The sequence below is a fragment of the Sphingomonas sp. A2-49 genome (genome assembly GCF_025548555.1).
GTDB lineage: Bacteria > Pseudomonadota > Alphaproteobacteria > Sphingomonadales > Sphingomonadaceae > Sphingomonas.
Window position 1 is genome coordinate 69,124 of record NZ_JAJLPA010000005.1, and the last position, 16,798, is coordinate 85,921.

Consider the following 16,798-nt stretch of genomic DNA (forward strand, 5'->3'; position numbering starts at 1 on the left):
GCAAACGCCGGATCGGGCCGCGCCAAAAGCCCAGCTTACCACCCCTCCGCGTCCTCCGCGCGACCACATCTCCGCTCGTCGCCCACATGCGATGGGCCTCCCATCCCGCGACGGACGGCAGGTCGCGCCATTGCGCCGACCAGCGAAGCACGGTATCGGCCCGCGCATTCGCATGGACCCGGTGCAATTCCGGGTGGCTATTCCGGCCGCCGATCCGCCGGACAACGTAAACCGCCCGTCCGACATCTTCCCACCGCCCGACGCGGTGCCCGTCGCGCGCGGTCAATGCGGACCATCCAATGAATCCTTCCCCCCTCTCCCGCTATCGTGCGGAATGGTATTGCGGTGCGGCCGCGGCGCGGCGCGACGTGCTCGCCGGCATGGTCGGCACCTTCGCGCTGATCCCCGAAGTCATCGCCTTTTCGTTCGTCGCCGGCATCGCTCCCGAGGTCGGCCTGTTCGCCTCGTTCGTCATCGGCATCGTCATCGCGATCTGCGGCGGCCGACCGGCGATGATCTCGGGCGCGGCGGGATCGGTCGCGCTGGTCGCGGCGGCGCTCGTCCACAGCCACGGCCTGTCCTACCTGCTCGGCGCGACGATCATCGCCGGCCTGTTCCAGATCCTGTTCGGGCTGCTCAAGCTCGACGTGCTGATGCGGTTCGTGTCGCGATCGGTCCGCACCGGCTTCGTCAACGCGCTGGCGATCCTGATCTTCTCGGCGCAGGTGCCGCAGATGCTGGGCGTGACCTGGCACACCTATGCGATGATCGCGCTGGGGTTGGCGATCATCTACCTGATGCCGCGGCTGACGCGGGCGATCCCGTCGCCGCTGATCTGCATCGTCGTGCTGACCGCGATCGCCATTGCCGTGCCGATGCCGCTGCGCACCGTCGCCGACCTGGGGCGGCTGCCCGCCGCGCTGCCGGCGTTCGCCTGGCCGGGCCTGCCCGTCGCGTGGCGGACGCTCAGCATCATCGCCCCCTATGCGCTGGCGATGGCGGCGGTCGGCCTGCTCGAATCGCTGATGACCGCGCGCGTCGTCGACGACCTGACCGAAAGCAACAGCGACAAGGCGCGCGAATGCACCGGGCTGGGGCTGGCCAACGTCGCGGCGGGGCTGTTCGGCGGAATCGCCGGGTGCGGCATGATCGGCCAGACGGTCGGCAACGTCCGCTATGGCGGGCGCGGGCGCCTGTCGACGCTGGTCGCGGGCGTGTTCCTGCTCGTGGTGATGGTGCCGCTGCGGCCGTGGGTGGCGCAGGTGCCGGTCGCGGCGCTGGTCGCGATCATGGTGATGGTATCGATCAGCACCTTTTCCTGGGGATCGCTGCGCGACCTCGGCCGGCATCCCAAGGTGTCGGGCGCGGTGATGCTGGCGACCGTGGCGGTGACGGTGGCGACGCACGACCTGTCGGCGGGCGTCGCGGTCGGCGTGCTGCTGAGCGGGGTGTTCTTCGCGTTCAAGGTGACGCGGCTGATGCAGGTCGTGATCGACTATGACGCGGCCGCCGACACGCGGGTCTATACGGTGTCGGGCCAGATCTTCTTCGCGAGCGCCGAGGCGTTCGCCGACCGGTTCGACCTGCGCGACGGCGCGGCGCGGGTTCGGATCGACCTGACCGCGGCACATCTGTGGGACGTGACCGCGGTCGCTGCACTGGAGGAGGTGGTCGCCCGGCTGCGTGGCCACGGCGTCGCGGTCGAGGTCGTGGGACTGAACGACGCCAGCGCGATCCTGGTCGACCGGCATGCGCCGCTGGTCGGCGCGCCCGGCTGAGGCCCTACAGGTCGAGCGCCCAGCCGTCGCGGCCCTTCGGGTCGAACGGCGCGGTGGGCATGTAGCGGGCCGCGCCGGCGGTGAGGCGCAGCACGGTCCAGTCGCCGCGGCGGTCGATCGCATCGAGCGCGCAGCCGCACGCGGCATAGGACGCGACCACCGCCTCGCGCTGCGTTTCCAGCAGCCCCGCGAGCACGATCGTCGCGTCCGGCGCCGCGATCGCGGCGAGTTCGGGTGCCATCGATACCAACGGCCCGGCAAGGATGTTGGCGATGACGAGGTCGTAGGGCGCTTGGCGGTCGATGTCGGGATGGCGCGCGCCATCCGCGACGAACAGCGCCACGCCCTCCACCCCGTTGCGCGCCGCATTGTCGCGCGTGACGTCGACCGCGATCGGATCGATGTCGGTGGCGACGACGCGCGCCGCCGGCCAGAGTTCGACCGCGGCGAAGGCGAGCAACCCGGTGCCGGTGCCGACGTCGATCACGCTGTCGAACCGCCTGCCCTCCGTCTCCAGCCCGTCGAGCATGGCGAGGCAGCCGCTGGTGGTGCCGTGATGGCCGGTTCCGAACGCCTGCCCCGCCTCGATCAGGAACGTCCGCTGTCCCGCGTCGGCCTCGACGGGGTGCGCGCTGGTGTGGACGACGAAGCGGCCTTCGCGGATCGGCTCGAGCCCGGCCTGGCTCATCGTCACCCAATCCTCGGCGTGCAGCCGCTCGACGACGGGGTCGTGCGCGGAGGCGCTCGGCACCAGCGCATGGATCGTCGCGAGCAACGCCGCGTCGGGCTCATGCTCGAGATAGGCGTCGAGCCGCCAGCGCTCGACGTCGTCCTCCACCTCCTCGGTCGTCATCAGCACGGCATCGATCGCGAGGTCGGACGCGCTGTCGATCGCCTCCGCCTCGGTACGGGTGCACGGCAGCGTGACCTTCCACGAATCAGCGGACATAGCTCGCCCCGTTCACGTCGAGCACCGCGCCGGTCATCGACGCCGGCGCCTCCAGCGCACAGAAGCGCGCGACCGCGGCGACCTCGGCCGGGTCGGCGACCTTGCCGAGCGGGATGTCGGCGAGCAGCCTGTCGCCGCCGCGGCTGGCCAGATAGTCGTCCGCCATGCCCGTCATCGTGAACCCCGGACAGATCGCGAAGGCCAGGATGCCCTGCGCCGCGTAACCGCGCGCGATCGTCTTGGTCATCGCGACCATGCCGGCCTTGGCGGCGGCATAATGCCAGTGCGCCGGGCTGTCGCCGCGATAGGCGGCGCGGCTGGCGACGTTGACGATGCGGCCGCCGCGCCCCTGCGCCTGCCAGTGGCGCACCGCGAGGCGGCAGAGTTCGGCCGACGCGGTGAGGTTGATCCGCATGGTGCGGTCCCAGTCGCCGACCCAGTGGTCGTGATCGCGGTCGAGCGGGTTCGCCTCGAACACGCCGGCGTTGTTGACGAGGACATCGATCGTGCCGCCGGCCTGCGCGAGCGCGGCGCCCCACAACGCCTGCGGCGCGGCGGGATCGGCGAAGTCGGCGGCGATGCCGCTGCGCGTGCCGTGGCCGATGACGGTCGCGCCCGCCGCGGTCAGCGCGTCGAAGGTCGCCGCGCCGATGCCGCGGCTCGATCCGGTGAGGAGTATTGCCATGGCGCACGGCTTTACGGAGCGGCGGAGGGACCGCCAACCCCATTCCGGCCGCCGCCCGACGCGCTAGCCCACGCTCGCCGAGAAGCCGTCGGCCGAGGCGCGCAGTGCGCCGAGCCGGTCGCCGACCTCGCCGACCCCCGCGCCCAGCGAATCGATCTGGCTCGCGACCGCCTGCGTATCCGCGCGGATCGCGTCGATCGTGGTGGACATCGAATCGGCGGCGAGCGCGGTCTCGTCGACCGCGGCGGTGATCGCGGTCACCGTCTGCGCCTGGGCCTCCATCGCCCGGCGGATGCGGTCGGCGGAATCCTGCACTTCGGCGACGGTCGACTTGATGCTGGCGTTGGTCGCGACCGTCGTCCGCGTCGCATGCTGGATCGCGGCGATCTTGGCGGCGATATCGTCGGTCGCCCGCGCGGTCTGGTTGGCGAGGCTCTTCACCTCCTGCGCCACCACCGCGAAGCCGCGGCCGGCGTCGCCGGCGCGGGCCGCCTCGATCGTCGCGTTGAGCGCCAGCAAATTGGTCTGGCCGGCGATGTCACGGATCAGGCCCAGGATCGATTCGATCGATTGCGCATGGTCGCTCAACAGCTCGCTCGCGCGGACCGCATCGCCGGCATGGTCGCTCGCCCGGTGCGCGATCTCGGCCGCGGCGTCCACCTCGCCTCGCGCGCCCTCGATCGCGCGGATCAGGCCGGCCGCGGTCTGCGCCGCCTCGCGCATCGCCACCGCGGATTGCCCGGCGGCCGCGGCGACCACGCTCGCCTTGCCCAGCACCTCGCGGGTCGAGGCGGAAGCGGCGCTGGCCTGGACGCGGATGCGCGAGCCCAGCGTCGCCGTGCCCTCGATCGACACCGCGATGCTTTCGCGGAACGCCGCCGATCGCGCCTGGCGCTCCTCGCGCGCGGCGGTCGCCTGCAACACGGCGAGGTGCCCGGTCATCATGTCGGATTCGACCAGCGCGGTCCGCTGCACCGCGTCGCACAGCCGCACGAGGCGCGCGGTGTCGCCGGCGCAGCGGCGCTCCAGCGTCTGGATGGTGAAACTGTGCGACTGCGCCAGCGCGGCCTGCAACGTCGGCAGCGGCACGCCCGATCGCGTCGACTGCTCGGCGTGCCGGGTCGCGACCCGGACCCACCCCTCGTCGAACGGCGCGCTGTATTTCAGATAGGCATAATCCGCGCTGTCGGCGATGCGGCGGCCGAGCCGGCCGGCATCGAACAGGTGGCGGATCGCCTGCGTGCCGGGCAGCGACAGGTAATGGTCCCAGAAGCGGGTGGCGATCTGGCGATAGTCGTCCGGCCCGAGCAGCGAACAGATATCGCCGCACGAATCGGCGATCGAACCGTCCCAGTCGTATTCACCCAGATGCTCGACGATGCTGCGACGGGCGAAAACCCGGTCGTTCAGCGCTGCGGATTTGGCCATGGCGTCATGTTTCCAGCGATCCTCTCCTGCCTCACGCAGCGACCTTTGCGACGAAGTCGCCGGCGCTGTTCTTGAGGGTGTTCAGCCGGCCGTCGAGCCGGTCGAAACCGCGGCCTACGCCGTCGATCTCGGCGGCCACCGCCTCGGTATCCTCGCGGATGGCCGCGATCGTGCTCGACATCGAATCGGCGGCGAGCGCGGTCTCGTCGACCGCCGCGGTGATCGCGGTCACCGTCTGGGCCTGGGCCTCCATCGCATAGCGGATGCGGTCGGCGGATTCCTGCACCTCGGTCACCGTGGTCTTGATGCTGGCGTTGGTTTCGACCGTCGATCGCGTCGCCGACTGGATCGAGGCGATCTTGGCGGCGATGTCGTCGGTCGCGCGCGCGGTCTGGTTGGCGAGGCTCTTCACCTCCTGCGCGACCACCGCGAAGCCGCGCCCGGCATCGCCCGCGCGCGCCGCCTCGATCGTCGCGTTCAGGGCCAGCAAATTGGTCTGGCCGGCGATGTCGCGGATCAGGCCGAGGATCGATTCGATCGATTTCGCATGATCCGACAGCGCCTCGGACATGCCGACCGCGTTGGTCGCCTGCGTGCTGGCGCGCGCGGCGATCTCGGCCGCGGCCTCGACCTCGGTGCGGGCGTCCTCGATCGCGCGGATCAGGCCCGCCGCGGTCTGCGCCGCCTCGCGCATCGCCACCGCGGACTGTTCGGCGGCCGCCGCCACCTCGCTGGTCTTGCCGAGCATGCCGCGCGCCGATCCCGAGCTGCGCATCGCCTGTTCGCGCAGCGCATGGCCTTCGTCGGTGGCGGTTTCGACCGCGCTGGCGATGCCGTCGCGGAATTCCATCGCGAGCCGGTCGCGGGCGACGCGCTCGCTATGGTCGGCGAAGCCGGCGAACAGCTCCACCGTCAGCTCGGTTTCCATGCCGAACAGGCGCATCAACGCATCGATCAGCGTGTGGTGGCGGGGGTCGTCGGCGGCGAGTCGGCCATGCAGCGCCTTCAGCGCGGCGCGATCGCTGGCGCAGGACATCGCCAGCACCTCCATCGTCGACACGCCCGCGGCATAGGCGGATGCGACCGCCCGCTCGAGCGATTCGACCCACAACCGTCCGTCGAGGTGGCAGCAGCGGTTGCGCAGATAGGCGATCCCTGCGGCGATGCGGCGTTCGTTTTCCAGCGGCGTCCATTCCGCGGCGCCAGGATTGGCGTGCCGCCAGTGCGCCCAATAGGCCTCGACGATGTCGCCGGCGTCGGGTTCGATGATCGTCCACAGTTCGGCGGCGCGTTCCACCAGGGTGTTCTCGCCACCGTCGAACGCCTTGATCCGGCTCTTGAGGTCGATCGCGGCGGCGATGCTGGCCGGGGGCGGCATGGCGATGTCGGACAAGGTGGTCTCCGGCTCAACTGCGTGTGTGTCAGCATCTCTACCCTTCGGTGGTTAATGGGGGGTTAGAGTGGGGTGCACGGGTTGCATCGCAGCACGGCAGGCCTAATAGGCACTGCAATCGACTTTGCCCGAGGACCGTTCATGGCATCCCGCAATCCGGCGCGTCCGCGCAGCCCGCATCTCTTTTCGGGCTTCCTGAAGCTCCACTACAGCTGGGGACCGCACATGCTGGTCTCCATCCTCCACCGTGCGACCGGCTCCGGCATGGCGACGGTCGGCACGGTGCTCCTGGTCTGGTGGCTGACCGCGATCGCATCGGGTGCGGAAGCCTATGCGACGTTCCGCGACGTCTTCACCACCGACAGCGGCGCGCTCAACGCGATCGGCTGGGTCGTCGGCATCGGCATGACCTATGCGTTCTTCACGCACATGCTCAACGGCATCCGCCACCTGGTGATGGACGCGGGCGCCGCCTTCGAATTGAAACGCAACAAGACGTTCAGCCTTGTCGTGATCGCGGGCGGGTTCGTCCTGACCGCGGCCTTCTGGCTCTACCTGGGGATGAAGTGATGGGATCGGGCACCAGCATCGGCCGCGTCCGCGGCCTCGGCAGCGCCAAGGAAGGCGCGCATCACTGGTGGCGCCAGCGCGTCACCGCCGCATCCAACCTGTTCCTGACCTTGTGGTTCGTGTTCGCGATCCTGCGCATGCCGTCCTATGACTATGAGGCCGTGCACGGCTGGCTGCGCAACAGCTGGGCGGCGGTGCCGATGGTCCTGCTGATCGTCTCGGTCTTCTATCACTTCCGGCTGGGGTTGCAGGTCGTGATCGAGGATTACCAGCATGGCGAGAAACGCGTGGCCTACATGCTGCTGCTGAACTTCTTCACCGTCGCGACCGCCGCGACCGCCATCTTCGCGATCCTCAAGGTCGCCTTCGGAGCTGCCGCATAATGTCGGACGCCTACAAGATCATCGACCACAGTTACGACGCCGTCGTCGTCGGCGCGGGCGGCTCGGGCCTCCGCGCGGTCATGGAATGCGCGCAGAACGGCCTCAAGACCGCCTGCATCACCAAGGTGTTCCCGACCCGCAGCCATACGGTCGCGGCGCAGGGCGGGATCGCCGCGAGCCTCGGCAACATGGGTCCGGACCATTGGACCTGGCACATGTACGATACCGTCAAGGGCTCCGACTGGCTCGGCGACCAGGACGCGATCGAATATATGGTGCGCGAGGCGCCAGCCGCGGTCTACGAGCTGGAACATGCCGGCATGCCGTTCAGCCGCACGGACGAAGGGCGCATCTACCAGCGCCCGTTCGGTGGCATGATGCAGAACATGGGCGAAGGCCCGCCGGCGCAGCGCACCTGCGCCGCCGCCGACCGCACCGGCCATGCGATGCTGCACACGCTGTACCAGCAGTCGCTGCGCTACGACGCCGATTTCTACGTCGAATATTTCGCGCTCGATCTCATCATGGAGAACGGGCAGTGCCGCGGCGTGATCGCGCTGTGCATGGAAGACGGCTCGATCCACCGGTTCCGCAGCCACAACACCGTGCTGGCGACCGGCGGCTACGGACGCTGCTATTTCTCCGCGACCTCGGCGCACACCTGCACCGGCGACGGCGGCGGCATGGTGCTGCGTGCCGGCCTGCCGTTGCAGGACATGGAATTCGTCCAGTTCCACCCGACCGGCATCTACGGCGCGGGCGTGCTCATCACCGAGGGCGCGCGCGGCGAAGGCGGCTACCTGACCAATTCCGAGGGCGAGCGCTTCATGGAGCGCTATGCCCCCTCGGCGAAGGACCTCGCCAGCCGCGACGTCGTCAGCCGCTCGATGGCGATGGAGATGCGCGAAGGGCGCGGCGTCGGCAAGAACGGCGACCACATCTTCCTGCACCTCGACCATATCGATCCCAAGGTGCTGCACGAGCGTCTGCCGGGCATCACCGAAACCGGCAAGATCTTCGCCGGCGTCGACCTGACCCGCCAGCCGCTGCCGGTGACGCCGACCGTCCATTACAACATGGGCGGCATTCCGACCAACTTCCACGGCGAGGTCGTCAACCTCAAGGACGGCAACCCCGACACGGTCGTCCCCGGCCTGTTCGCGGTCGGCGAGGCGGCGTGCGTCAGCGTCCATGGCGCCAACCGACTCGGCTCCAACTCGCTGATCGACCTCGTCGTGTTCGGGCGCGCGACGGGCAAGCGGATCGCCGAGATCTGCAAGCCAAACGGCACGCACAATCCGCTGCCCAAGGGGTCGGAAGAGCTGTCGCTGACCCGCCTCGACACGTTCCGCAACGCGACCGGCACGATCCCGACGGCGGAGATCCGTGGCCAGATGCAGCGGACGATGCAGAAGCATTGCGCGGTGTTCCGCGACAACGCCCTGCTGAGCGAGGGCCAGTCGCTGATGAAGGGCATCTATGGCCAGCTGGCGGATGTCTCGGTCAACGACCGCAGCCTCATCTGGAACACCGACCTGATCGAGACGCTGGAGCTCGACAACCTCGTCGCGCAGGCGGTGGTGACGATCGATTCGGCGGCGAACCGCAAGGAATCGCGCGGCGCGCACGTCAACGAGGATCATCCCGATCGCGACGACGCCGGCTGGATGAAGCACACGATCACGACCTTCACCGGCTGGGGCGGCGTCGGCGGGGCGACGGCGATCGATTATCGCCCGGTCCACGATTACACGCTGACCGACGACGTCGCGTACATCAAGCCGAAGAAGCGCGTCTATTGAGCGGAACTGCCTCGATACATTCCGTCATCCCCGCGCAGGCGGGATCCATACTGGCGAAGGGCAATGCCGGAAGCGCAAGGTCCGGGCGGATGGATCCCCGCCTGCGCGGGGATGACGACTTGGACGCGGGCGAGAGTTACTCCCCCGCCTTCCGCCTCGCATAGGCCTGCGTGCCCCGTGTCAGGACCTCGTCGCCGGGGACGATCGCGGCGACCGGAATATCGTCCTGCGCCTTCAATCGCTCGTACAGCGGCGCGAAATCGGTTTCGACGGTGATGCGCAGCAGTTCGTCGAAGCTGGGAATGACGAAATAGTTCTGCTGGAAATCGTCGATCCGGTATTCGGTGCGCATCACCCGCGCGATATCGAAGCCGATGCGGTTCGGACTGGGATCGTCGAGCGCGAAGCGGCTTTCGGCAAAGCTGGATACGATCCCCGATCCGTAGATCCTGAGGTCGCCCGCCTCGCGGATCAGCCCGAACTCCACCGTATACCAGTAGAGCCGGCCGAGATACTTCAGCGCATCCAGTCCCAGCGCGCGCTGCCCGCCGCGGCCATAGGCCTCCAGATAGTCCGCGAAGACCGGGTCGGCGAGCATCGGTACGTGCCCGAACACGTCGTGAAAGACATCGGGTTCCTGAATGTAGTCGAGCTGGTCCGGCCGACGGATGAAATTGCCCGCGACGAAGCGGCGATTGGCCATATGGTCGAAGAACACGTCGTCCGGCACCAGCCCGGGCACCGCCACCACCTGCCACCCGGTCAGCGTCATCAGCCGGTCGGACAATTCGGCGAAATCGGGGATGCCGGGCTTCGACAGCTTCAGCACGTCGAGCCCGCGCAGATAGGCGTCGGAGGCGCGGCCGGGCAGCAGTTGGGATTGGCGCGCGAACAGTCTATCCCAGGTCGCATGCTCCTCGGCGGTATAATGATGCCAGTCCTGATCGATCGTCCAGTCGGGTGCGACACCGGCCGGCGGCGTGTCGGAAGCGTGCGATTCATCTGCCATGACGCCAGCCTAGCATAAGGTTTCGGATGATACGACACAGCGCCCCACTGGCCACCGCGCTCCGTATCGCGCGCCGCGCGATCGTCGTCCTCGCGCTGCTGATCGGGGGCTATGCGACAGCCGGTCTGGTGGGCGGCGCGCTGCCCGCCAACGCCGGCTGGACGCCGCCGGCCGAGGGGGTGCGCATCTTCGTCGAATCGAACGGCATCCATGTCGGTATCGTTGTGCCCAAGGTTGCGGCGGGCGTCGACTGGCGCGGGTGGGCGCCGGGAGCGGACCTGCGCGACCCGCGTTATGCCCGTTATGACCATCTGGCGATCGGCTGGGGCGAACGCGCCTTCTTCCTCGATACGGCGACCTGGGCCGACCTCAAGCCACGCACCGTGCTGCATGCCGCGCGCGGCAGCGACGCGACGCTGATGCATGTCGAGCACGTCCCCGCGCCGCGCACCGGCGGCGACGTCCGCGCCATCGTGCTGCGCCCGGAGGAATATCGCCGGCTGGCCGCGCTGATCCGCGCCAGCTTCGCGCCCGGGCGGATCGCGCACCGCGGCTATGCCGACAACGACGCCTTCTATGCCGGCCGCGGCCATTACAGCGCGGTGCACACCTGCAACGCCTGGACCGGCGACATGCTGCGCCGCGCAGGCGTGCGGATCGGGCGCTGGACGCCCTTTCCGATCACGGTGATGGCATGGTTCTGACGCGATGGCAGGCCGGGCTGGCGCGGCGGCGCGCCGAACCTCCGCCGCATGCGCGGTTCGGCGACGGGTTCCTTGCGCCCCCGCCCCCGCCCAAGGCGCTTGCGGCGAGCGAGGTGCCGCGCGTCGCCTGGATGCTGGCGACGCGGTGGCGGTATGCGGCGGCACTGGCGGCGGTGCCGCAGGGGCGCGGCGGCGCGGTGATGATCCTGCCCGGCCTGTTCGACGCGGACGGATCGAGCGTGGTGCTGCGCCGCTTCCTGACGCGGATCGGCTATCGCGCCGAAGGCTGGGGCCTCGGCCGCAACCTGGGCATCAAAAGTGTCGGCGCGGAGGCGGAGCGGCTGATCGCGCGGGTCGCGGCCCTGCATGCGCAGGCCGGCCCGGTGACGCTGGTCGGGGTAAGCCTCGGCGGGATCATGGCGCGCCTCGTCGCGCATCGGCGCCCCGACCTGTTGGCGCGGGTGGTGACGGTCAGCTCGCCCTATGCGGGCGGCGGCCGGGCGACCAACGTGTGGCGCGCGTTCGAATGGGCGACCGGCGAGCGCGTCGACGATCCCGCGGTGATCGCGCGCAGCGAGGCGATCGCCGCGCCGCTGCCGGTGCCGTGCACCGCGATCTGGAGCCCGCGCGACGGCTTCGTCAACGGCTTCATCTGTCGCGATCCGAGCGCCGAGGCGGTGGAGGTGACCAGCGGCCACCTGGGCGTCCACGTCCATCCCGAAGTGCTGATCGCGGTCGCTGCGGCGCTGGCGCGCGACGCGGTGGCACAGGACCGGTAGGGATGATCCACGCGGCCTGCACCATGCCCTCACGCCCCCGGCGGGGGGCGAGGTCCCTTCAGCACTTCCCCGGCGAAGGCCGGGGGAGAAACGAGGGCTCCTTCCCTTCGCCGCTGACTTGGCCAAGCCCGGGGCGACGGATGATTCAGTATCCGGCGCGATACCCCGAATAGCGACAGGCGTCCGTGTCGTCGGGATGCTTGCGGCAGCGTTCGGCGGCCTGCTTGCGCTCGCGGCCTTCCTTCGCCTCCTGCTTGCGCATCTTGCGGCCATAGTTGCGGTCGGCCTCGTCCTGGCTGGTCGTCGTCCAGTCGATCGCCTTGCCGGCGACCTGGAACGGCGCCTTCACGATCGTCGCGGCGGTGCTGATGCAGCCGCTGGTCGCGAGTGCGAGCGGAATGGAGAGGAACGGGGCGATACGCATTTACCGATGATCCTTGGCCGCGCGGCGGGCTTCGACGCCGGTTAGCGGATAATCGGTGAAGAATCCGTCGATGCCAAGCGCCAGTGCGTCGCGCATCTCGCGCATGAGATCGCCATGGCCCGCGGGATCCTCGCCCCGGCGCAAGGCGGCGGGCAGGAAGGCGTTCTCCGCACGATAGGTCCAGGGATGGACGCGAAGGCCCGCGGCATGCGCATCCGCGACCAGACCGGTCGGCGTCACGCCGGCCCACAGCTGCGCCTTGTCGGGCCCGATGCCCCAGGCATAGCCCGCGATCGCGCGCAGCCCCGCCGGCGTCAGCATCGCGGCATAGTCGGGCGCCGCGCCGTCGGCCGGCCCGCCCTGCCCCGCCACCAGCTGGATCAGGCGGATACGGGTCAGCGTACGGATATGGCGCAGGTTTTCCACCTCGAACGACTGGATGAACACCGGTGCGTCGGCATCGTCCCAGCCGGCGCGGTGCAGTTCCGCGACGAGCAACGCGTCGGTCGGGTGGCCGATCGCGGCGAAATAGGTGGGGTGCTTGGTTTCGGGATAGATGCCGACGTGGCGACGCTTCGCCAGCGCGATGATGTCCCCCAGCGTCGGGATCGCGAACCGGCCGTCGAAGCGCGCATTGGCGGGGCGCAGTGCCGGCAGCCGCTCCTTGGCGCGCAGCGTCTTCAGCTCGGCGAGCGTGAAATCCTCGACGAACCAGTCGGTCAGCGTGCGGCCGTCGATCGTCTTCGTCGTCCGGCGCGCCGCGAATTCCGGGTGCGTGGCGACATCGGTGGTGTCGCCGATCGCATTTTCATGCCGCGCGACGAGGACGTCGTCCTTCGTCGGCACCAGATCGGGCTCGATGACATCGGCGCCCTGGTCGATCGCCAGTTCATAGGCGGCGAGCGTGTGCTCGGGGCGCGATCCGCTGGCGCCGCGATGGGCGATGACGATCGGCGGCGATAGCGGAGCGGCGGTCATCGCCCGATCCTGCCCGGTCGTGGGCGCCGACGCCAGCAGCGCGGCAGTGAGAGCGATTCGCAATCCGGAAACCATCATGGATACGGGCGTTAGGACGACAATCCTACACGGGTGCGACACCCGATCTTTGCGAGGCAGCGCATGAACTTCACGATCAACGGCCAATCGTTCGAGGCCGAACCGGATATCCGCACCTCGCTGCTCGACCTGTGCCGCGAGCATCTGGGCCTGACCGGCAGCAAGAAGGGGTGCGACCACGGCCAGTGCGGCGCCTGCACGATGCTGGTCAACGGCCGCCGGATCAACAGCTGCCTCAGCCTTGCGGTCATGCATCAGGACGACGAGATCGTGACGATCGAGGGGCTGGGCACGCCCGACGACCTCCATCCGCTGCAATCGGCCTTCGTCCGCCACGACGGGTATCAATGCGGCTATTGCACGCCGGGGCAGATCTGCTCCGCGGCGGGCATGCTCGACGAGGTGCGCAAGGGCTGGGCCAGCCACGTCAGCGGCGACCTCGACAAGCCGAAATTCGACGACGAGGAGATTTCGGAGCGGATGAGCGGCAACCTGTGCCGCTGTGCCGCTTATCCCAACATCGTCGATGCGATCCGCGAGGTCGCGGAGGCGGAGGGCGTCGTCGACATCGCGTTACGCCACAAGGCGGAGGTGGGCGCATGAAGACCTTCACCTATGCGAAAGCGGACAGCGCAGCCGCGGCGGTCTCCGGGTCGGACGCCGCCGGGGTCAAATATATCGCCGGCGGCACCAACCTGCTCGACCTGATGAAGCTGCAGATCGAGACGCCGGACAAGCTCGTCGACATCAGCCGCCTGCCGCTCGACACGATCGACGAACGCGACGACGGCGGCCTGACGATCGGCGCGCTGGTGCCCAACAGCGACCTCGCCGCCGATCCGCGCGTCATAGCGGGTTACGAGGTGCTGAGCCGCGCCTTGCTGGCCGGCGCGTCGGGCCAGCTGCGCAACAAGGCGTCGACCGGGGGCAACCTGCTCCAGCGGACGCGTTGCTATTATTTCTACGACACGGCGACGCCGTGCAACAAGCGCGAGCCCGGCAGCGGCTGTTCGGCGATCGGCGGCTACAACCGCATCCTCGCCGTGCTCGGTACGTCCGACCAGTGTATCGCGACGCACCCCAGCGACATGGCGGTGGCGATGCGCGCGCTCGGCGCGACGATCATCACGTTGAAGGCGGACGGCGACAAGCGCCGCATCCCGATCGACGACTTCTATCGCCTGCCCGGCACCACGCCCGATGTGGAAACGGCGCTGGAGCCCGGTGAACTCATCACCCATATCGAGTTGCCCGCGCCTCCCAAGGGACGCCAGACGTACCGCAAGGTCCGCGACCGCGCCTCATATGCCTTCGCCCTGGTGTCGGTGGCGGGCGTCGTCGACGTGCAGGACGACCGCATCGCCAGCGCCGCGCTGGCGTTCGGCGGCCTCGGTCCGATGCCGTGGCGCGATGCCGCGGTGGAGGCGGCACTGGTCGGCAAGGCGCCGTCGGATGCGGCCTTCGCGGCGGCGGCCGACGCCTTGCTCGCCGATGCCAGGGGCCATGGCTCGAACGACTTCAAGATTCCGCTCGCGCGGCGGGTCCTGATCGCCACCTTGCGTGAATTGACCGGGTCCGCCCCGGCGGGAGAATAAGCGATGTTCGGTTTCGGCAAGGGCGATACCCATTCGCTGACGATGAATGCGGCGCATCCCGACAGCCTGCTCGACACGAGCGTGCAGGACGTGATCGGCAAGCCGATCGACCGGATCGACGGGCCGCGCAAGGTATCGGGCACGGCCACCTATGCCGCGGAATATGCGCTCGACAACGTCGCCTACGGATATCTGGTGCGGGCGACGGTCGGTGCAGGCAAGATCCGGACGCTCGACGCGTCGCGGGCAAAGGCGATGCCCGGGGTGATCGACGTCATCACCGATTATGCGAGCTTCATCCGCAATCCGCAGCAGGGCGGCGAGACGACCGCGCCCGCGCAGGGGGTCGAGGACGTCGCCTATCACGGCGAGATCATCGCGATCGTCATCGCCGAAAGCTATGAGGTCGCGCGCGACGCCGCGATGCAGGTCCGCGTCGACTATGCCCCGGGCGAAGGACGCTACGATTTCGCCCTGCACCGCGACGAGGCGGAGAAGCCCAAGCCGCAGCAGATCCCGCCGCACCACAAGCAGGGCGACGTCGACGCGGCGATGGCCGCGGCGGCGCATACGATCGACGTCACCTATACGACGCCCAGCCAGAATTCGGCGGCGATGGAGCCGCATGCCAGCCTGGCTGTATGGGAGGACGGCGCGCTGACGCTGTACGGCGCCTATCAGATGCCCGCATCCGACAAGCTGCAACTTGCCAAGGCGCTGGGCGTGTCGGCGAGCAAGGTGCGGATCGTCGCGGCGTTCGTGGGCGGCGGCTTCGGATCGAAGCTGGGCATCGCACCCGAAAGCGTCGCTGCGGCGATCGCGGCCAAGCGGCTCGGCCGGCCGGTCAAGGCGGTGATGGCGCGCCAGCAGGTGTTCGACGCGACCGTGCGCCGTTCGAACACCGAACAGCGGATGCGGCTGGGCGCCGGCACGGATGGCAGGCTGACCGCGATCGGGCACGAGACGATCGTCTCCAACCTGCCCGGCGAGGACTTCTTCGAACCCTGCGGTGCCTCCACGCACTTCATGTACGACGGCGAGAACCGCCTCATCACCCACGACATCGTCCGGCTCGACTGGATGCTGGCGGGATCGATGCGCGCGCCGGGCGAGGCGGTCGGCCTGATCGCGCTGGAAGGCGCGATGGACGAGCTGGCCGAGCAGATGGGCATCGACCCGATCGAGCTGCGCAAGCGCAACGAGCCGAAGGTCGATCCGGAAAAGAACGTCCCCTATTCGTCGCGCGCGCTGATCCCGTGCCTCGAGGCGGGCGCGGCCAGGTTCGGCTGGCGCAACCGCAAGCCCGCCGGCACCGACCGGCGCGGCGACTGGCTGCATGGCATCGGCGTCGCCTCCGCCGCGCGCTCGAACATGCTCCAGAAATCGTCCGCCAAGGTATCGATCGACGGACAGGGCAAGGCGATCGTCGAGACCGACATGACCGACATCGGTACCGGCACCTATACGATCCTGGGACAGATCGCCGCCGAGCTGCTCGGGCTGCCGATCGCGGACGTCACCGTGCACCTCGGCGACACCGATGCGCCTCCGGGCGCAGGCTCCGGCGGATCGTGGGGCGCGGCCTCGTCGGGATCGTCGGTCTATCTCGCCTGCGAGGCGCTGCGCGACCAGATCGCGAAGGCGATGGACGTGGACGCCGCGGCCATGACGCTGAAGGACGGGCTGGCGATCGCCGACAACCGCAGCGTGCCGTTGCGCGCGCTCGTCGGCAAGGGACTCTCCGCCACCGGCGAGATCAACGCCGGCCAGCAGGAAAAGGCGTTCAACCAGGCAAGCTACGGCGCGCATTTCGCCGAGGTGGCGGTCCATGCGGTCACCGGCGAGGTGCGCGTCAAGCGGATGCTCGGCGTGTTCACCGCGGGACGCATCCTCAATGAAAAGACCGCGCGCTCGCAGTGCCTTGGCGGCATGACGTTCGGCATCGGCTGCGCGCTGACCGAGGATCTGGTCAACGATCACCGCAACGGCAAGGTGGTGAACCGCGATCTCGGCGAATATCACGTACCCGTGAACGCCGACGTGCCGCAGCTGGAGGTGGAATTCCTGCACGAACGCGACATCCAGGCCAATCCGCTTCACGCCAAGGGGCTGGGCGAACTGGGTATCTGCGGTGCTGCCGCGGCGATCGGCAACGCGGTCTACAATGCGACCGGCGTCCGCGTCCGCGACTATCCGCTGACGCTGGACAAGCTGCTGGGGGGCCTGCCCGCGATGTAAGTGGC

Annotated in this window: 16 protein-coding genes and 1 other annotated feature; of the genes, 9 read left to right on the forward strand and 7 right to left on the reverse strand. The window is 69.0% G+C overall.

Features of this window, described 5'->3' with window-relative positions; translation table 11 throughout:
• The first annotated feature begins 171 nt into the window (after nt 1–171).
• Nucleotides 172–227 (forward strand) — a sequence feature (sul1 is cis-regulatory element that is thought to sense ions involved in sulfur or methionine metabolism; They are found in Alphaproteobacteria).
• A 72-nt stretch (nt 228–299) separates the two neighbouring features.
• The gene (locus LPN01_RS07100) at nt 300–1,778 is read left to right on the forward strand and encodes a SulP family inorganic anion transporter (protein WP_262827669.1); all 1,479 of its coding nucleotides are present in this window, start codon (nt 300–302) and stop codon (nt 1,776–1,778) included.
• A gap of 4 nt (nt 1,779–1,782) precedes the next feature.
• On the opposite strand, the gene LPN01_RS07105 is transcribed toward LPN01_RS07100, so the two are convergent.
• The 4 genes from LPN01_RS07105 to LPN01_RS07120 all read right to left on the reverse strand — a co-directional run bounded on the left by LPN01_RS07105 (nt 1,783) and on the right by LPN01_RS07120 (nt 6,218).
• Nucleotides 1,783–2,727 carry a 50S ribosomal protein L11 methyltransferase gene (locus LPN01_RS07105; protein WP_262827670.1) on the reverse strand — a complete coding sequence of 315 codons (945 nt, stop codon included), beginning with the start codon at nt 2,725–2,727 and terminating at the stop codon, nt 1,783–1,785.
• Complete coding sequence (locus tag LPN01_RS07110; RefSeq protein WP_262827671.1) at nt 2,717–3,412, reverse strand: SDR family NAD(P)-dependent oxidoreductase; 696 nt, start codon at nt 3,410–3,412, stop codon at nt 2,717–2,719. The genes LPN01_RS07105 and LPN01_RS07110 overlap by 11 nt, the downstream gene beginning before the upstream one ends.
• A gap of 63 nt (nt 3,413–3,475) precedes the next feature.
• Nucleotides 3,476–4,840, reverse strand: a complete 1,365-nt coding sequence (locus tag LPN01_RS07115) for a methyl-accepting chemotaxis protein (protein WP_262827672.1) — start codon at nt 4,838–4,840, stop codon at nt 3,476–3,478.
• Between the two features lie 31 nt (nt 4,841–4,871).
• Nucleotides 4,872–6,218 (reverse strand): methyl-accepting chemotaxis protein, encoded by a 1,347-nt coding sequence (locus LPN01_RS07120; RefSeq protein WP_262827771.1) that lies wholly within the window; start codon nt 6,216–6,218, stop codon nt 4,872–4,874.
• 156 nt (nt 6,219–6,374) lie between these two features.
• Here LPN01_RS07120 and sdhC point away from each other — a divergent pair, with 156 nt between their 5' ends.
• From sdhC to sdhA, 3 genes are read left to right on the forward strand one after another with little or no spacing between them, the layout of a single operon-like run.
• Nucleotides 6,375–6,803, forward strand: a complete 429-nt coding sequence (gene sdhC, locus LPN01_RS07125) for a succinate dehydrogenase, cytochrome b556 subunit (protein ID WP_262827673.1) — start codon at nt 6,375–6,377, stop codon at nt 6,801–6,803.
• On the forward strand, nt 6,803–7,186 hold the full coding sequence (gene sdhD / locus LPN01_RS07130; protein ID WP_262827674.1) for a succinate dehydrogenase, hydrophobic membrane anchor protein: 384 nt from the start codon (nt 6,803–6,805) through the stop codon (nt 7,184–7,186). Before sdhC ends, sdhD begins: the two co-directional genes overlap by 1 nt.
• Nucleotides 7,186–8,988, forward strand: coding sequence for a succinate dehydrogenase flavoprotein subunit (gene sdhA, locus LPN01_RS07135; protein WP_262827675.1), 1,803 nt, complete (start codon nt 7,186–7,188; stop codon nt 8,986–8,988). The genes sdhD and sdhA overlap by 1 nt, the downstream gene beginning before the upstream one ends.
• A gap of 136 nt (nt 8,989–9,124) precedes the next feature.
• On the opposite strand, the gene phhA is transcribed toward sdhA, so the two are convergent.
• On the reverse strand, nt 9,125–9,997 hold the full coding sequence (gene phhA, locus LPN01_RS07140; RefSeq protein ID WP_262827676.1) for a phenylalanine 4-monooxygenase: 873 nt from the start codon (nt 9,995–9,997) through the stop codon (nt 9,125–9,127).
• A gap of 26 nt (nt 9,998–10,023) precedes the next feature.
• Here phhA and LPN01_RS07145 point away from each other — a divergent pair, with 26 nt between their 5' ends.
• Both LPN01_RS07145 and LPN01_RS07150 read left to right on the forward strand, forming a co-directional pair.
• Complete coding sequence (locus LPN01_RS07145) at nt 10,024–10,701, forward strand: TIGR02117 family protein (RefSeq protein ID WP_262827677.1); 678 nt, start codon at nt 10,024–10,026, stop codon at nt 10,699–10,701.
• A complete protein-coding gene (locus LPN01_RS07150) occupies nt 10,692–11,480 on the forward strand; it encodes an alpha/beta hydrolase (RefSeq protein ID WP_262827678.1) in 789 nt (262 codons plus the stop codon). The genes LPN01_RS07145 and LPN01_RS07150 overlap by 10 nt, the downstream gene beginning before the upstream one ends.
• Before the next feature lie 145 nt (nt 11,481–11,625).
• On the opposite strand, the gene LPN01_RS07155 is transcribed toward LPN01_RS07150, so the two are convergent.
• Both LPN01_RS07155 and LPN01_RS07160 read right to left on the reverse strand, forming a co-directional pair.
• Nucleotides 11,626–11,904 carry a hypothetical protein gene (locus LPN01_RS07155; protein WP_262827679.1) on the reverse strand — a complete coding sequence of 93 codons (279 nt, stop codon included), beginning with the start codon at nt 11,902–11,904 and terminating at the stop codon, nt 11,626–11,628.
• Nucleotides 11,905–12,882: a glycerophosphodiester phosphodiesterase gene (locus LPN01_RS07160; RefSeq protein WP_262827680.1), complete on the reverse strand. Its 978-nt coding sequence runs from the start codon at nt 12,880–12,882 to the stop codon at nt 11,905–11,907.
• A 141-nt stretch (nt 12,883–13,023) separates the two neighbouring features.
• On the opposite strand from LPN01_RS07160, the gene LPN01_RS07165 reads away from it, so the two are divergent.
• Genes LPN01_RS07165 through LPN01_RS07175 form a run of 3 tightly spaced genes read left to right on the forward strand, consistent with a single transcriptional unit; the run spans nt 13,024 to nt 16,793 of the window.
• Complete coding sequence (locus LPN01_RS07165; RefSeq protein WP_262827681.1) at nt 13,024–13,563, forward strand: 2Fe-2S iron-sulfur cluster-binding protein; 540 nt, start codon at nt 13,024–13,026, stop codon at nt 13,561–13,563.
• The gene (locus LPN01_RS07170; RefSeq protein WP_262827682.1) at nt 13,560–14,555 is read left to right on the forward strand and encodes an FAD binding domain-containing protein; all 996 of its coding nucleotides are present in this window, start codon (nt 13,560–13,562) and stop codon (nt 14,553–14,555) included. Before LPN01_RS07165 ends, LPN01_RS07170 begins: the two co-directional genes overlap by 4 nt.
• A gap of 3 nt (nt 14,556–14,558) precedes the next feature.
• Complete coding sequence (locus LPN01_RS07175; protein WP_262827683.1) at nt 14,559–16,793, forward strand: xanthine dehydrogenase family protein molybdopterin-binding subunit; 2,235 nt, start codon at nt 14,559–14,561, stop codon at nt 16,791–16,793.
• The last annotated feature ends 5 nt before the right edge of the window (nt 16,794–16,798 follow it).

Excerpts from the sequence above, each read along its gene's own strand:
- LPN01_RS07165 (WP_262827681.1), top strand. The coding sequence starts at position 13,024 with ATGAACTTCACGATCAACGGCCAATCGTTCGAGGCCGAACCGGATATC.
- LPN01_RS07150 (WP_262827678.1), top strand. The coding sequence starts at position 10,692 with ATGGTTCTGACGCGATGGCAGGCCGGGCTGGCGCGGCGGCGCGCCGAA.
- LPN01_RS07160 (WP_262827680.1), bottom strand. The coding sequence starts at position 12,882 with ATGACCGCCGCTCCGCTATCGCCGCCGATCGTCATCGCCCATCGCGGC.
- LPN01_RS07145 (WP_262827677.1), top strand. The coding sequence starts at position 10,024 with ATGATACGACACAGCGCCCCACTGGCCACCGCGCTCCGTATCGCGCGC.
- LPN01_RS07110 (WP_262827671.1), bottom strand. The coding sequence starts at position 3,412 with ATGGCAATACTCCTCACCGGATCGAGCCGCGGCATCGGCGCGGCGACC.
- sdhD (WP_262827674.1), top strand. The coding sequence starts at position 6,803 with ATGGGATCGGGCACCAGCATCGGCCGCGTCCGCGGCCTCGGCAGCGCC.
- LPN01_RS07170 (WP_262827682.1), top strand. The coding sequence starts at position 13,560 with ATGAAGACCTTCACCTATGCGAAAGCGGACAGCGCAGCCGCGGCGGTC.
- phhA (WP_262827676.1), bottom strand. The coding sequence starts at position 9,997 with ATGGCAGATGAATCGCACGCTTCCGACACGCCGCCGGCCGGTGTCGCA.
- LPN01_RS07155 (WP_262827679.1), bottom strand. The coding sequence starts at position 11,904 with ATGCGTATCGCCCCGTTCCTCTCCATTCCGCTCGCACTCGCGACCAGC.
- LPN01_RS07120 (WP_262827771.1), bottom strand. The coding sequence starts at position 6,218 with ATGCCGCCCCCGGCCAGCATCGCCGCCGCGATCGACCTCAAGAGCCGG.
- LPN01_RS07105 (WP_262827670.1), bottom strand. The coding sequence starts at position 2,727 with ATGTCCGCTGATTCGTGGAAGGTCACGCTGCCGTGCACCCGTACCGAG.
- sdhA (WP_262827675.1), top strand. The coding sequence starts at position 7,186 with ATGTCGGACGCCTACAAGATCATCGACCACAGTTACGACGCCGTCGTC.
- sdhC (WP_262827673.1), top strand. The coding sequence starts at position 6,375 with ATGGCATCCCGCAATCCGGCGCGTCCGCGCAGCCCGCATCTCTTTTCG.
- LPN01_RS07175 (WP_262827683.1), top strand. The coding sequence starts at position 14,559 with ATGTTCGGTTTCGGCAAGGGCGATACCCATTCGCTGACGATGAATGCG.
- LPN01_RS07115 (WP_262827672.1), bottom strand. The coding sequence starts at position 4,840 with ATGGCCAAATCCGCAGCGCTGAACGACCGGGTTTTCGCCCGTCGCAGC.
- LPN01_RS07100 (WP_262827669.1), top strand. The coding sequence starts at position 300 with ATGAATCCTTCCCCCCTCTCCCGCTATCGTGCGGAATGGTATTGCGGT.